We start from the raw sequence: 15,752 nt of genomic DNA on the forward strand, positions 1-15,752 counted from the left end.
ATTGCTATATCAGGCAAGTCCTATTGTCAATAGGCTTTGAGACGCGCTAACCCTGACTGCGCTATCAACAACTTCAGCAACAAAAAACAGATCCTTTGGCGAAACTCAAGCAAAGTAAATTTATCGGCTGTTTCAAAGGAGAAACTGACTTAGCTGCTAATTCCGAAGCTATTGTGCGTAAGCGAAGCTCGTCGTAGACATCGCTAATGCAAGAAAAGTATGATCGTCACTGATACTGGCTTTTTCGTGGCACTTGGGCACCAAAACGATCAATACCATCAATTAGCACTACAAGTTTTAAATGCTCTCAATGAACCACTAGTCACTGCTTACCCTGTAATTACCGAAACTTGTTACCTTCTTCTCGCCAGAGGAGGCGGTAATAATGCTCAATGTAGTTTTTTGAGAGAGGTTGCACAGGAAGCTTTTGAAGTGTTTGATTTACGAAGTCACCATGTTGCACGCATAATTGAACTCATGGAAAAATATGCAGATTTGCCAATGGATATGGCAGATGCTTCTCTAGTTGTTCACGCAGAACATCTGGGACATGGACGGATTTTGACAGTTGATCAACGAGACTTTAATACCTACCGTTGGAATAACAGCAATCCTTTCAATAACTTGCTGCTGAATTTTGAATAAAGTTTGCAAAAGTCGGGAAAAAAGTCGGATTTACAGAATCTTATCCGAAAACTCCCGCAACATAACTGTAGAGTGATTTATAGTTGTCCCTAAAATCTGAACTATCCTTGTCGTTACACAATGGACGCTGAAGCAGCATTAGCATGGTTAGACGCCATAATTCCCCCGCAGACTGGGGAACGGTTGAGCGATTTGCAAAAAGTGATTCTTGTGCAAGTTTGGTTGGGTAGAAAATACTTGGATATCGCTCATTCTTACGGTTGTACGGAAGGACACGCCAAGGATGCAGGTTCTCAGTTATGGAAGTTGCTTTCTAAAGTATTGCGAGAAAAGATAACCAAAAGTAATTGTCGCGCTACTTTAGAACGGGTTCTGAGAAAAACTACTGCGATATCCAGCCTGGTTGATTACTCGCGATCGCCACATCCCACCCCAAAATTAGAGGATACCAATTTTATTGGACGAACAGCAGCGATCGCTCACCTGAATACTTTGGTAAATCAAGGCTCGAAAGTCATTGTTATCCAAGGTGAAGGAGGCTTAGGCAAAACTACTCTAGCGCAGCAATATCTGCAAACTCAGGGGTTTGACTTGGTTTTGGAACTGCTGATGGCGAAGGAAACGCAGAATATCACCCCCGCCGAACGAGTAGTAGAGGAATGGCTAAAACAAGATTTTGATCAAGAACCTGGGGTAGAATTTGGGGTTACATTGGGACGACTCAAGCGCCAACTCCACAATCGGCGGATTGGGGTGTTAATTGACAATCTCGAGCCTGCACTGGATCAACAAGGTGGCTTGATTGCTTCTCATCGCAACTATGTAGAACTATTGCGGGTGTTGGCTGATGCTAGAGTGCAATCTGTCACTTTGATTACTAGTCGCGATCGCCTTTGTGAACCTGGGCTAAATGTGAATCACTATCGGCTTCCTGGCTTAGATGAAAACGCATGGCAACAGTTTTTTAGCAACCGAGGATTAGCCATCAACTCGCCAACCTTGCAAATCATGCATCGCACTTATGGCGGTAATGCTAAAGCAATGGGAATTCTCTGCGGTTCAATTCAGGAGGATTTTGACGGTGATATGGTTTTTTATTGGCAAGAAAATCACGCCGATCCGTTAGCCGCAACGGACTTAAAAAATTTAGCAGTTAGTCAAATCAATCGTCTGCAAGCCCTCGACCCCGAAGCATATCGCTTACTTTGCCGTTTGGGATGTTATCGTTACCAAGATATACCCACCATCTCATCTCAAGGGTTGTTTTGTTTACTGTGGGATGTTCCAGCCGATCAACATCGCCAAATCATCGCTTCCTTAAGAAATCGGTCTTTGGTAGAGTGTGATAAGGGTGAATATTGGTTGCATCCCGTGATTCGGAAAGAAGCGATCGCACGTTTACGCCCCAGCGATGAATGGGAAATTGCCAACCACAAAGCCGCAGAATTTTGGACAACTAGTATTAAACAAATTGAAACTTTTAAAGATGCTTTGCAAGCTCTGGAAGCCTATTATCACTACATAGAAATTAAAGAATTTGAATTGGCGGGTAAGGTCATTTTAAAAAGCCGAAATAATCAATGGCAGCAGTTTTTGCCTCTTGGTAGCACGTTGTATCGGATGGGTTTAATTCAGCCGATACTTGCGGCAATTAATCAAGTTGTTCAAAATCTAGAAAATGACCAAAATCTCAGCGAACTTTACAATATATTGGGTGATTTATATTGGATAACAGGTAAAATTAGCCAAGCGATCGTTTGTCAAGAAAAGACTATTACTCTAGCAACCCAAACACTCAAATCACTTGTACCTCAGCCAGAAAATAAACATCCAGTTTACTATTTGAGGATGTTAGAAGTAGATTCTTTATTAAGTATTGGTCTTTACAAAATAGATTTGTGGGAACTAGAGGCAGCTGCAAAGTTATTTCAGCAAGTAATTTATCTGGCTCAAAATACCGAGCATCATCGCTGGGCAGAGAAAGCCTCAGTCTGTTTAGCTTTGGTGTATTCTTATTTAGGTTTGCGTGATGCTTCTTATGTATTAGCAAATGTAGCTTATCAAAATATTACAAACGAAAAATTGGGGGGACAGACTGGAAGATTTGTCTATTTCATGCAAATTTTAGGTCAAACCTACGTCAATTTAGGCGAATTTTCTCAGGCAAATCAGATATTCCACCAAGCTTTGACTTTTGCTGAAGAAAGTCACTATATGCAGGTAAAAGCAAAAACTCTCAATGGTTTAGCAGAAATCCATCGACAACAAACAGATTTTACATTAGCTCTTGCTAATCATACAGAAGCTATCGAACTTTTGGATAAAATAGGTGCAAAGTGTGATCTAGCTGAAGCTTATTTTCAATTGGGTTTAACTAATCAAAAGATGGCAAAGCCCGATGAAAATCAAATGAATTTCAATCGGGCGATTCAGCTATTTACTGAAATTAAAGCACCGAAACAAGTTGAAAAAATTTCCAATCTATGTCAATTCTGACTTTTCACGTCATGTGGAAAAGCTAACGATTGACCTAACCCCCTAGGGCGTGTTTTCAAAGTCTTAGATCCCCCCAACCCCCCTTAAAAAGGGGGGCAAAGAGTCTCTTAAAGTCCCCCTTTTTAAGGGGGATTTAGGGGGATCTAAAAAGTTAAGAGGCTAAACGAGCAGTTTGAAAACATGCCCTAGCCCCCTTCCCCTTTCGGGAAGGGGGAAAATTCAAAGTCTCTCTCCTCTAAGGAGAGAGATTTAGAGAGAGGTTTTCCAGATACCGTGAAAAGTCAGGTGTTAATCAAAGTTTGTGTCACAGTAATTGAGTGAGTTAGTGCAACACCAATTTATTCATGGCGAGTATAGGAATCCTCAAATTGAGTTTTGAGTCTCTGAGCCATAACTGCCAAAATAATTAATGCTACCGAAGTAGATACTGCTGCTATTTTTATTCCAGAAGTATCTGTAAGTATTGCTACAGCAGCTAAAGCGATCGCAACTCCTATACAGCTTTGTTGTAATCGTTTGGTTAACTGATAAGCTTGGCTACAGGAATTACAGATAAGTGTGTGTTGTGAGAATCGGTCTAAGGTTTTTAACTGTTCATGATCATTGCTATTATCAATATTTTTTGCAGTGGAATAACCTTGATAAAAAGGCAAAGATAAACCGTATTTATCTAACCACTTGCGATATGCAACTACTAATATGTCTGATGTTTTCAGCGGTAAATACAATTCTTGTAAATTTTTTCCTAGCCGCTCAATTTGTCCTTTTTGTTCAACAACTATTGGCATATCACCTTCCAATACTTTGTTGCGAATCATTATATGATCTACCCAAGGAGGCATCAACTTTGTCTTAAAGTCAAAAAAGTTACTATAATTTCTGACGAGAACCCGACATCTATTTTTACCGAGGGGAATTGAATACAAAGCTGTTCCCAAAAATCTGTTTTCCTCTTCATTTCCAAGTCTGTAAAGAACTACGTTTGGAGCAACAAAATCTAATAATTGCCAGGGCTGATTGGTTTTTTTTGTCTTTCGATATCTTCCACGAATTCCTTGATGGGAACTCTCAAGGACTTCTATTTCTAGTGGTTGGGCTTCAGTGCGATCGCTAAATATGCCCTCATGACTAATAGGAATATGCGCGGGGTCAATAACGTTTTCAATAAAATAGCTTTGGTCATAAGGTAAGTCTCGCATGTAATCTAAATTAAAACATCCTGGTTTATCCAAATTTGGTACAGTTGGTATTAACTCATCAACAGCTGTTTCAACTTCTCCAGCCCAAATCCAAATGATTTCTTGACGTTCTATAACTTTAAAGGATGATATGCAAGCACTAACAGGAATTTTTGCCTCTGTTGATAACTGGGGAATATGCAAACATTGACCATCTTGGCCAAATTGCCAACCATGATACAAGCACTCTATTCTACCGTCAATAATTTGTCCATCAGACAGTCTAGCTGCACGGTGGGGACAACGATCTGTTAAACAAATAATCTGTCCATCTGTGTTTTTGAATAAAACAAAAGGTTCATCGTATAACGAAAAGCTATAAGGGCGATTTCTAGGCAAGTCTTGCAGAAAACACACAGGATACCAACATTCTCTCCAATTAAATTCTGACTGAGATTCAGGAGTCTCGAAAGCAGAATTCTTTAGTGTCGGCTCTAATTTTTTTGTTTCTAATATCATATTTTTATCCAGAGTTATATCAGTCTATTCCTCAGCAGAAATTATCCCAATTTTGTAGATGTGGGTGATTTATTTCTGAGTCTAATTTTCTCTACTGAACTCTTTTCAGATTAAGAGTACAAATTCACCATTATTATATTTAGCTATGAGGTATTTCTACTTAATTTTCTGCAATTACAGTAATTTTCTTTTACATGAAGTACAAAGTTAGCGAACATCCCAATTTGGCTAATTTCCCAAGATTGTTAGTTGTCATTGCGAATGAAGCGAAGTGGAATCAAGCAATTGCAACATCTGTACTTTGCGATTACTTTGCTTCACTGCATACCGCTCGCAATGACAAATTATGTTTTTACACATTTGGGATGCTCTCCAAAGTTATGGGTTTTGAGGCAGGAAGTAGAAACTCTTTATGTCTGATGTTGAATCCTGCATTTTGTACTTCATTTACTTGAAAATTGCTGTAAGGGACTTCCAAGAAATAAATTATCCAATCTTGTGGGGTGGGCATCTTGCCCGCCTTTGGTTACTGGGCGGGCGAGACGCCCACCCCACAATAAATAGTTGGATATTTTTTTATTTGGAAGTCCCTAACCTTACTGAAGAATATCTCAAATGCTTCTTCTACATTCAATTTTTTAGGAATATTTACAACCTACCTTCGGTACCAAGAACTGTTACCTACGTTTATTACTGAGGTTTGTTTTCTATAAATAATTAATACGCTTTTCTGAAACAGACTGATTTTGTCTACAGCTACGGTAATTATTTACTCAACCATTGCTCCCATTGTTGAGCAGCTTTGTCACGTTCTGCCTGTGGCCCAGCAGGATCATAACTTCCCAAACTCTGCCACAACTGATTCCAGTCCTGCCCTTGGGGTAGCTTACTCACTACAGCTTTCACAATCAAAAAAGCCCGTTCACGAGTCAAATCATTAGGTGCTTGTAACAGAGGAACAACCAAAGGTAAAACTTCTTTTCCTCCTCGCATTAAAGGATACATCGAAGCTGTGTAGGGGTTGTGCAGTATATCAGGGTAATCATCAAGGGTGGCAACCAAAGCGGTCAATGCCCGTTTATCCCCTAATGTGTATAGGGCAGTGGCAGCACGGGCACGCACTTCTCCATTAGTATCATGGGTAGCTTGGAACAAAGCATCAGCACTGGCAGGGTCAGCAATTTCACTCAGTCCTTCAGCAGCAAGACGACGGGTACGGGGATTGGAATGCGTCAAGGCTTCCAACAAAATGGGGGTAGCTTGTTTGCCTAAACGGATCAATTCCCCCAGTGCTAAACCGCTAGTGTCTTGATCTGTAGAGTAGAATCGTTCTTTAATCTGCTCCATAGGTGTTGCAGTCGCGTCTTGATTATTCATATATAAATTTCCTCCAACGACCAGTATAAAAACTGTCACGAATATTCCTGCCGTTCTCCAAATCACGGTGTCGCCCCTCCTCCCCCTGCTGGTGCTGCTGCTGGCACATGCTGAAAGCTCAAAACGACCCGGCGATTGCCCCGACGATTAGCTTCTCTATCTTGGTTAGTAGTGGCATCTGGAGTAAAGTCTTGGGTTGATCCAGAGCCGATAGTGACAGCACTAATCTGAGCTTCAGCTACACCCTTAGTCCGCAGGGCTGCTCCGACTGCTTCGGCTCTGCGTAAAGACAGATCCAGGTTGTGCTGAGAAGCACCACCGCGTCTGTCGGCGAAACCTTCGGGAGTAACTTTTACATCCGGGAAGCGCCGCAGGTAATCCAAGAATGTATCAATTTTGCCTGTTTCGCTAGAACTCAGTTGGTCACTATCGAAATCAAAGTAAAAAATGACTGGTTCGTGTACGTAGAAATCTCGATGCTTCTCCAAAGCCGCATCGAAAGTAGCGGATTGCCCATCCTGTGCTGAGGCCTGATCATTCTCAACTTTACCAGCGCGAATCTGGAAGCCCCAATGAAGCGCACCGTAAGTTGTCATGGTATCTTCTCCCTTAGCCACTGTCTGAAAGTCGAAGTTGAACTCACCAGTTCCTCCGGGAGCGTCGGTTAGCTCTGCTGCTTTGATATCAGTAGGATCATCGGAGCGTTTGTAACCGATAGTGGCTCCGCTTGCACCACTAGAAGAAGGTCGCGAAAGTCCAGGGGTTGCGGGATTGGGTTGGGCTGGGTCGTTGCCAAAAGGATACTGGGCAGGTAAAGCACTTCCCGCTGGGGCATTAGTTCCTGTACCACCGTGGGCTGGTGCATCATTGTGCAGTACATCAGTGAAATATCCGCCCTCAACTCCCGTGGTGGCATTAGCTGTAGTGCGTAGGCTAGCACCACGAGCCGCAGGTAAAGATTGAGGTTCGACATTTGTGCCTGTAGCATTTGTCAGACGCACAATCTGAATCAGTCCAATCTGGTTAGAGTAGGGAGCAGTAGTTTTAGGTTTGAAACGAATGGTAATCGGTAGACTTGCCCCGTTTGGTGTGGCATTTACTTCAAAAGTACCGTGAGTCAGGTCGTATGTGGGGTTAATTGCCCGTTGAATTAATTTTCTCTGGGCTGCACCTGTCTGCTGTACCACATGAGTCAGTTCATGGGCGGTTAATGCATCATTACTTGGTGACTTACCTGCACCAAAGAAAATGTTTTGCTTGTGTGTAAACGCCTGGGCATTCAAATCCCGATTCATCTGCACCGCTTCATTGCCTGTATGTACCCGCACTTGACTAAAATCAGTACCAAAGCGGGGTTCCATAAAGGAGCGTACTCCATCTGGTAAAGGACTTCCTCCATTTTCATTGCTGTTTAGCCGAGTCTCAAAATTGTCCTCAATTGGGAAACTGCCATTGGTAGCGAGTTGTAGCGATGGCTTAGTTTGCAATTCCTCTTCCTCTTCTGGCATTGCTTCCCGTTGCACTAGAGGAGTTATGGCAGCTGCTAGAGGTTTGGTTTGCACTTGGTCTTGAGTCTGTGTATCCTGTAAACCTATAGGTTGAGGTTGAGCCATTCGCATGATCTGATCGGCGACTTGATCAGCTTCCTGCTCATAATAGTCGTTTGGCGCACCAACTGTAAGTTTTGCCTGGGGACGATGCAAGGATATGCGACTAATGTCGTGATTAAGAGGCTGTTGTTTGATGGCTTGTGGTTCCAAGAATTGCTCATCAACAGACTGCGCCTCTTGAAGGTCGTCAATTGATGCCTCAGTTAGTCTTTGGATTGGAGGATTATTTGTTTGTAAACCAAAGCCACGCGTTGGAGAAGCTAGTGTAGGAATAGTTGAGGAGGCAAGGGCAGGATTGGTAAAAGTTGATGTGGCTGATTTCTGATGCCCAAGCGTGCGTAGACTTCCAGTGGCTTGTCGTCCGACATCGCTCATCTCACCTTTCCTCCATCAATATTCTCAGTAACAGATATTATATAATTTGTCTAGTTGCGATCGCTATCGACCTAAGTGTAAATTATCTTCTCCATGCCTAGAACCTAGTTGAATATCCCCGTTTTCTGGCATTATATTGCGATCATCTTTGTATAAAAATAATTATAAATATTATTGCTGATTAATAAATTGATCTGCGATCGCTATCGCTTTAAATATAAACAAATTGAAAAATCAACTCCATCCTCCAACTTCCGCATCAGTCAAGGGTTTCTCTAACTTACTGTATTCTGTTTGAGCCGCGCGTAATATGTGTTTCATCTGCACTGGTTCTCCGGCATCGGCAGCGAGGAAAGCTGCATTTAAGGCTATGTTACGGATATTACCCCCAGCGACATTGAGCCGCGCCAGTTGTAGGGCATCTAAGTCTGCGGTTGGGGTTTCGGCTGGAAAGACACGCCGCCAAATTTCGGCTCGTTGCATAGTATCGGGGAAGGGAAACTGCACCACAAAGCGAATCCGCCGCAGGAAGGCTGTATCAATTGCACTCTTCAGGTTGGTAGTCAACACTGCTAAACCTGGGTAACTTTCCATGCGTTGCAATAAGTAGCTAACTTCTATATTGGCATAGCGATCGCGGGCATCTTTGACTTCACTGCGTTTACCAAATAAAGCGTCAGCTTCATCAAATAACAAAATTACCCCACCTTGTTCTGCGGCATCAAACACCCGGCGCAAATTCTTCTCTGTCTCGCCAATATATTTGCTGACTACCGATGATAGGTCAATCCGATAAAGGTCGAGGCGCAATTTATGGGCCAGTACTTCTGCTCCCAAGGTTTTACCAGTGCCGCTAGCACCTGCAAATAGAGCGCTGATTCCCAATCCCCTAGCACTCTTGGCCCCAAAACCCCAATTGTTATATACAGTACTCCGTTGACGCACATGAGCCGCAATTTCCCGGAGAACTTGTTTCTGTGCCTCTGGCAATACTAAGTCTTCCCAATCACCAGATGGCTCAATTCTTTGGGCGAGTTCATCCAAGCGTGGACGTGCTTGCACGCGGCAGGCATCCCATAAAATATCGTTGATATCGGTTTCTGGTGTTTGTGCTAATTGTCCTGCGGCTTCTGCACAAGCAGCGCGAATGGTTGCGGCACTTAAGTTAAACTGCTCTACTAGGGTTTTGACTTGCCCATTCATTTGTGATGCACTCGCACCTAGTGCATCTTGCCAAACTGCACCTTGTTCTTTACTAGTTGGTTGATGTACGTCAAAATTAACTACTAGGCGTTGTGATAAGCCGATCCGTTCCCGACTCGTGACTATTAAAAAGCCCTTTGTGCGTTCGATAAAATGAGCGATCGCATTCAGCCGCGCTATATCATTAGTATCCAGTTCATTACAGTCTATGAGTAAGGCACTCTGACTTAAAATCGTCTCGCGAGTCCACAGGCGGATGAGATTATCCAACTCGCTAGGTGCTAAGGGAATGACTTGTGCAGCCATTACCCACAGACTTAAACCCTGAAGTTGACAAATTGTGGCGGCAATGTCGCGTTTGCTAGCAGTTTCTTTACTACATAGTTGGACAATTGGCAAACTATTAACCTTGTAAGCTTGCGACCAAACGGCTGCTACTCGCTCTGCTAAATCTTGATGCGAGGGTACTAAATCACTAACCTCTGGTAATGGCTCAATAATGCCAGCTAGCCGTTCGTCAAGATATTGGATACCCGTCAAATAATGTAAAATCCGCTCATCAATTCTTAAAGGACTGAGAGTCAGGGCATGACCGTCACCAATTTGAATTAACCGCCAATGACGTAAGGGAGCATTTGGAGCGATCGCATCCCAGTGGACATCAGGTAAAGCTGCCAGAGCTAAACCCAAACTTGGGTAAGAACGTTGCGAATCCCCGTGGATTATAGCACACAATTTCGCAAAATCTCCATTCAATTCCATACCTGCACACAAGAGCAACAAATCATGTTCAAAGGATGAGAGGCTAAACATTTTGCATACTCTCTCCAATGCCGATGGTGCAGGCATAGCAGCAGCAGCTTCCTGTAACGCTTGCTGTAAATGCTCTTGGTTTTTCTCGTCAGGTTGATTTTGCTCCCTGGCCGTGTGATTTTCTAAAAGACTACGCACCACGGCTAGGGCTGCTGATAGATAGCGGTAGTTTGCCTCATCCCAATTGCGATTAATCGTTGTAGTATTCATAAAATAGTCACCTGTGGCGAATCATATTCCCCAGACTGATTCTTGTGCAGTGGACTTTCTGCTCCATCTACCCGCACCCGGACAATATAAGTTCCTGGCTTGACGTTTTTGACAGGAATAGTGATTGCATCAGTATCTTCAGTGCGCGATGCAACAAAAAAAGAGTAATTTAACGGCGTATTATCTGACACTTCAAAAAGTAGCAAAACTACTCGTTGTTCCTTACCTACTTTGGGCTGGAATTTAACGGTAATTTCTGCTGTGCGTAAATTGTCGCCGCTATTTTCCACTTGAGCAACGAATGCTGTAATTGTTGGATGTAGGACAAAAGCCGCAACGTTTGATTCAACTAAATGATCCGTTTTCCCTGCATTGCCCATTGTTTGATGTACAACTTGGACACCCTGCACGCTTGCGTATAAATCTGGCGGCACTAACAAGCTGATTTGGGTTTCTTTTACTTCTTGAGGTACTATTAATGTCTCCGTATTACTGAAACGAACTCGTGTAATCTCACCGCGTAACCGTTTACCACGAATTACTAATGTTGTGCCTGCAACAATCATTTGCTCTGTCTTGGCTGGAGCCATAATTTGCTCTATATTCGGTTGAGACAAAGGCATCATGTAGTAACCTTCATTGTCAGATTTGCTACTTTCAATCAATACCATTGATGCCAGATAGGTAGCTGAAGGTCGATAATGCGTTTGTAAAGCAGACCATAACTTAGAAGTTTCTTCCATATTAAAAAACTCTGGTGTCAGCTTTATCTGCCCAATTTGTTCAGCTAAATAGGATACAGACACACTTGCTACAGCTTGCGAAAAAGCACTTGAGGTATTGGTTGTAGATGCATTTATCAAAGTATTTTCAATAATATCCGATGTGATAGCTGGTGTTTTGTGTAATAAATGCATCGCGTAGCCCAGTAAAAGCTCCGCCTGAAAATCCTTGGCTCCGTAGGCTGTTAGTAAGTAGTGGAGATCAAGAGCTAGTGGTGGAGTCGAAGATCGCGGGTTTCCATTAATCCGTGAGTGCCTGCTCCGAAATTCCTGAGATACCCAATCGACATTGCGATTCTGCGTCACTTGATAGAGAAAGAGGTTGATCTGAGCACGCTCGTCAGCTTCAACTGAAATTCGATCGGGCGGTAGGGCAGTTACAATCACATCACCAACACTAGCAGCGATCGGATCGCTGACTAAACCATTTTCCAGCAAGACTTTAAGTACTGCTGTCACGGCGGCTATAGAGAGCACATTACTCATCCTCATTCCTCATGGCAATAGCACATATTAATCATGTACGCCAGAGCAAATTGACAGAATATTTTTTGCAAAACTTTAAATATTCTGTAGCGGGGATTGAGGATTGGGAACTAAGTATAAATTCTGCAACAATCCGGTGTATTAGAATTTACGCACATTCTCCAAATTCTTCTCTTCTCTACCAGATGCTGCGCGTACTCCTGCGTGAAGCAAGCTATACGTAGTGTTTCGTAGAGAACACAGTTCGATAAATTAAGCTTTTGGCAGTTTTTACGTAAGTACTGTGTGTGAATCTCCCCCAAATTTCCCCAGTTCCCAATCCCCAGTCCCTCGTGAAATTTGCGTTAACTTATACATTAGGAACAAACTTCAACTGCCATAAGTCTTAATTTTAAACATTTTATCAAATTGCTAGCATTACTTTTATGTTAAGCTGAGTATAATTAGATAAACGCTAGTAGCATATATTACTAATATTCATCTAGGTTACGAAGCAAGCAATCATATTTGCAATACTAGTATTATCTCTGACTACAGTTAACACTTTAAAGTAACTAGGATGGGTTCTTGCAGATGAAATCCCCACCTTCTTCAAATTCTTGGAATGGTCGCTTCGTAGGTGATAACCAGCGATATCGTTTAGACAAACGGTTAGGCGGGGGTGGCATGGGAGAAGTCTTCCTGGCAACAGATACCCGTGTCGGTCAGCAGGTAGCGTTGAAGTTGCTCAAAGATACGCTGGTGGCATCACTAGAAATGAGAAAGCGTTTTGAGCGTGAGGTGGCAGTTTGTGCTGCTTTGCAAAGCGATCACATTGTTAAGATTAGTGATTGTGGAGTTACCCCGGAAGGTTTTCCATTTTACGTCATGGAATATTTGCGGGGACAAACGCTCAGACAATTATTGCTACGCGAAAAGCTGCTATCTGTTGAGCGGACAGTGAAGATTATGGCGCAAGTTTGCAAGGGTTTACAGCTTGCCCATCAAGGAGTGACTCTCCAACGAGATGGCGGCAAAACCACTGAGCATATTCAGGTAGTTCATCGCGACCTAAAGCCAGATAATATATTTCTGACGCCTACAGATTTGGGAGAGTGGGTCAAGGTTTTGGATTTTGGTGTTGCCAAAATTCGTAGTGAATCTTCAGAAAATTCCAATATTACAAATATAACTAGTACATTTATCGGTACATTTCGTTACGCACCTCCTGAACAAATCCAAAGCGATCAAAATCTGGATGCCAGGGGTGATATTTACAGCTTAGGGATTATTCTTTATGAAATGCTGAGTGCAGCCGACCCTTTTGGAATCAGCATTAAAGGTAGTCATATTAGTGAAGCTTCTTGGGTATTAGCTCACGCTTATGAGCCACCGAAACCACTGCGCGAGCAACCAGGGTGTGAGCATTTACCCGTACAATTGGAAGCTGTAGTGATGAAATGCCTCCACAAAAACCCAGCTAACCGATTTGCAACTGTAGAAGAACTGAATCAGGCTTTGCAAGCTGCTGGCAAATTTGCTACAGGGAATACTAGTGTACCCGGACAGATTACTGGACAACCGCAACCTTCCTACAATCAAGGTTCAAATCACGAAACTGTTCCCAGGCAATCGAACGACGACACCATTATTCGTCCTCCATCTGCATACAATCAAGGTTCAAATCACGAAACTGTTCCCAGACAATCGAACGACGACACCATTATTCGTCCTCCATCTGCATACAATCAGGGTTCAAATCACGAAACTGTTCCCAGACAGTTTAACCCAATTGAGCCAAACCAATCTCAGGAAACCGTTCCTCCCCTTTCCGGTAGGTACAATCAAGGTTCAAATCACGAAACCGTTCCGAGACAGTTTAATCCGATTGAGCCAAACCAATCTCAGGAAATCATTCCTCCCCTTGCGGGTGGGTACAACCAAGGTTCAAATAACGAAACTATTCCGAGACAGTTTAACCCAGTTGAGCAAAGTCAACAAAGTCCTGTGAATAATCCGAACGCTAGCAAACCAGACGTGACGTTGTATCAACCACGATCAGCATCTAATCAAGGTGGACAACAAGTACCACCAGATAAGACATTGTTTCAACCACGACCTGGGTCTAATCAAGGCGGGCAACAAGTGCCACCAGATAAAACGTTGTTTCAACCGCGACCAGCATCTAATCAAGGCGGACAACAAGTACCACCAGATAAGACGTTGTTTCAACCGCGACCAGCATCTAATCAAGGCGGACAACAAGTACCACCAGATAAGACGTTGTTTCAACCGCGACCAGCATCTAATCAAGGCGGACAACAAGTACCACCAGATAAGACGTTATTTCAACCGCGACCTGGGTCTAATCAAGGTAGACCAGAAGTGCGACCCGATGTGACATTGTATCAGCCACGACCTTCGTCTAGTCAAGGGAGACCACAAGCGCGAACGGATGACACTATTTACCAACCAAGGCTAAGTGAGCAGCTAACTACGAGAATTACTCCCAATTTCTTGCGAATCCTAGGGGTGGTGTTGGCGATTGGGCTAACTTTAGCATTAGTAACCTATATATATACTCAATCGCAATCTCGTAAAGAGCCAAGCAACCAGCAAGATTTACCTAATAGCGATCGCATTCAGAATTAATCAGCTAATCAGCATTCAATTTGCATAGTCAGTAGATCACAAACTTTTCCCAAAAGGGCGATCGCCAACAAAATAATCAGTAAGCTCAAGTGCTATAAGCTACTTAGTATATAGATAAAGCTTATGATTGCTTAAGCCAAGAAGTGAAATAATGAAAGTGTTGTGTATTATTTTGTTAAAATAATTGACTGTTTCATTAGAACAACTGGCTATAACAGAGACAGAAACTCTAAATGAAGTTCTTGAGTGTTTGGCAGAAAACTTCTCAATTAAGACTCAAGGTGCATGTAATCAAAAAACTCTATTTGAGATTTTAGTGAGAGCCGCAAGCAATGGAGATACTATTGAGAATACAGCCAAGACCTTGAAGAAAATTCCATCGGGAAATGATATTAGATATTATCTCAACAAAATTACTGATTTTGAAGACTTAGAGAGACAAATTAATCAAGCATTAAAAAGTCGAGTTCCGAAAGGAATTAAAAATGGACACCTAAAGTTAGCTATTGATTTAAATTTAATTCCTTATTATGGCAAGCCTAGTAACGAGGAATTACCCTATATATATCGCAGCCAGGCGAAATCTGGTACTTGCTCCTTCTATGCTTATGCAACTTTATATGTTGTCCGGAAAGGAAAACGTGTAACCCTTGCAATTAGAGGCGTTAGATGGCTGGATACAAGTGTTGCTATTATTACTTATCTATTAGCATAAATTAATGCACTTAATATTCAAATAAAACAACTTTATCTTGATAGAGGATTCTTCAATGTTCCCGTCATTCGGTGGTTACAAGCTTTAGATATCCCTTTACTTATGCCAGCAATAAAAACAGGAAAGCAAGGGGGAATCAAACAGTTTTTAAAAGGCAGAAAAAGTTATAAAACTACATATACTATGACCAGGGCTGGAAATAAAGATGATTCCGTCATTTTTGAATTATGGATTGTCTGTAAATATAAAAAAGGCAAACGACATCAAAATGGGGTAGAATACTTCGCTTATGTGGTTCATCAGATAAAAACTAATTTATCTTATATTCATCAAGATTATAGAAAAAGATTTGGAATAGAAAGTAGTTACAGGCTCAAAAATATCTGTCGAATCAGAACAACAAGTAAAAAACCAGTTCTCAGGTTATTATTCGTTGGGATCTCTTTTATTCTAGTCAATATATGGGTCAACCTTTTATGGCTAAAAATTAGCCTGAAGAGGAAGGGCGGAAGATTAATTTATCGCCAATTATTTAGTCTCAGACAGATGTTAGCCTTCCTACGTCAAGCTGTTGACAAAATACATGAAGTTGTTGAAGGTATTTATCTTCCATCAGGTTAATTGTTAGAAACTCAGTTGCTACCCCTTTATAAGGGATTCTTATCAATGTCCCACCTATTTGCTTAAACAGCAACTGATAAAAAGTATCATT

At 42.2% G+C, this 15,752-nt stretch carries 10 protein-coding genes; 5 read left to right on the top strand and 5 right to left on the bottom strand.

Annotation, left to right across the window (positions count from 1 at the left end):
• Positions 1 to 219: 219 nt before the first annotated feature.
• On the top strand, positions 220 to 645 hold the full coding sequence (locus tag HWQ44_RS30420) for a PIN domain-containing protein (protein WP_292725746.1): 426 nt from the start codon (positions 220 to 222) through the stop codon (positions 643 to 645).
• A 120-nt stretch (positions 646 to 765) separates the two neighbouring features.
• Positions 766 to 3,141 (top strand): tetratricopeptide repeat protein, encoded by a 2,376-nt coding sequence (locus tag HWQ44_RS30425; protein ID WP_292725748.1) that lies wholly within the window; start codon positions 766 to 768, stop codon positions 3,139 to 3,141.
• A 338-nt stretch (positions 3,142 to 3,479) separates the two neighbouring features.
• On the opposite strand, the gene HWQ44_RS30430 is transcribed toward HWQ44_RS30425, so the two are convergent.
• The 5 genes from HWQ44_RS30430 to HWQ44_RS30450 form a co-directional block, all read right to left on the bottom strand.
• Positions 3,480 to 4,838, bottom strand: coding sequence for a Rieske 2Fe-2S domain-containing protein (locus HWQ44_RS30430; protein ID WP_292725750.1), 1,359 nt, complete (start codon positions 4,836 to 4,838; stop codon positions 3,480 to 3,482).
• A 765-nt stretch (positions 4,839 to 5,603) separates the two neighbouring features.
• Positions 5,604 to 6,215 carry a HEAT repeat domain-containing protein gene (locus tag HWQ44_RS30435; RefSeq protein WP_292725752.1) on the bottom strand — a complete coding sequence of 204 codons (612 nt, stop codon included), beginning with the start codon at positions 6,213 to 6,215 and terminating at the stop codon, positions 5,604 to 5,606.
• A 62-nt stretch (positions 6,216 to 6,277) separates the two neighbouring features.
• Entirely contained in the window at positions 6,278 to 8,200 is a 1,923-nt protein-coding gene (locus tag HWQ44_RS30440) for a DUF4157 domain-containing protein (RefSeq protein WP_292725754.1), read from the bottom strand.
• A 234-nt stretch (positions 8,201 to 8,434) separates the two neighbouring features.
• Positions 8,435 to 10,426, bottom strand: coding sequence for an ATP-binding protein (locus HWQ44_RS30445; RefSeq protein ID WP_292725756.1), 1,992 nt, complete (start codon positions 10,424 to 10,426; stop codon positions 8,435 to 8,437).
• Entirely contained in the window at positions 10,423 to 11,694 is a 1,272-nt protein-coding gene (locus HWQ44_RS30450; protein ID WP_292725758.1) for a DUF4255 domain-containing protein, read from the bottom strand. The genes HWQ44_RS30445 and HWQ44_RS30450 overlap by 4 nt, the downstream gene beginning before the upstream one ends.
• 573 nt (positions 11,695 to 12,267) lie before the next feature.
• On the opposite strand from HWQ44_RS30450, the gene HWQ44_RS30455 reads away from it, so the two are divergent.
• The 3 genes from HWQ44_RS30455 (at position 12,268) to HWQ44_RS30465 (ending at position 15,661) form a co-directional block, all read left to right on the top strand.
• Positions 12,268 to 14,325, top strand: coding sequence for a serine/threonine protein kinase (locus HWQ44_RS30455; protein ID WP_292725759.1), 2,058 nt, complete (start codon positions 12,268 to 12,270; stop codon positions 14,323 to 14,325).
• A 184-nt stretch (positions 14,326 to 14,509) separates the two neighbouring features.
• Positions 14,510 to 15,040, top strand: coding sequence for a hypothetical protein (locus HWQ44_RS30460; protein ID WP_292725761.1), 531 nt, complete (start codon positions 14,510 to 14,512; stop codon positions 15,038 to 15,040).
• A gap of 102 nt (positions 15,041 to 15,142) precedes the next feature.
• On the top strand, positions 15,143 to 15,661 hold the full coding sequence (locus HWQ44_RS30465; protein WP_334727471.1) for a transposase: 519 nt from the start codon (positions 15,143 to 15,145) through the stop codon (positions 15,659 to 15,661).
• Positions 15,662 to 15,752: the final 91 nt, after the last annotated feature.

The sequence above is a fragment of the Nostoc sp. JL34 genome (genome assembly GCF_017114945.1).
Taxonomy (GTDB): Bacteria; Cyanobacteriota; Cyanobacteriia; order Cyanobacteriales; family Nostocaceae; genus Nostoc.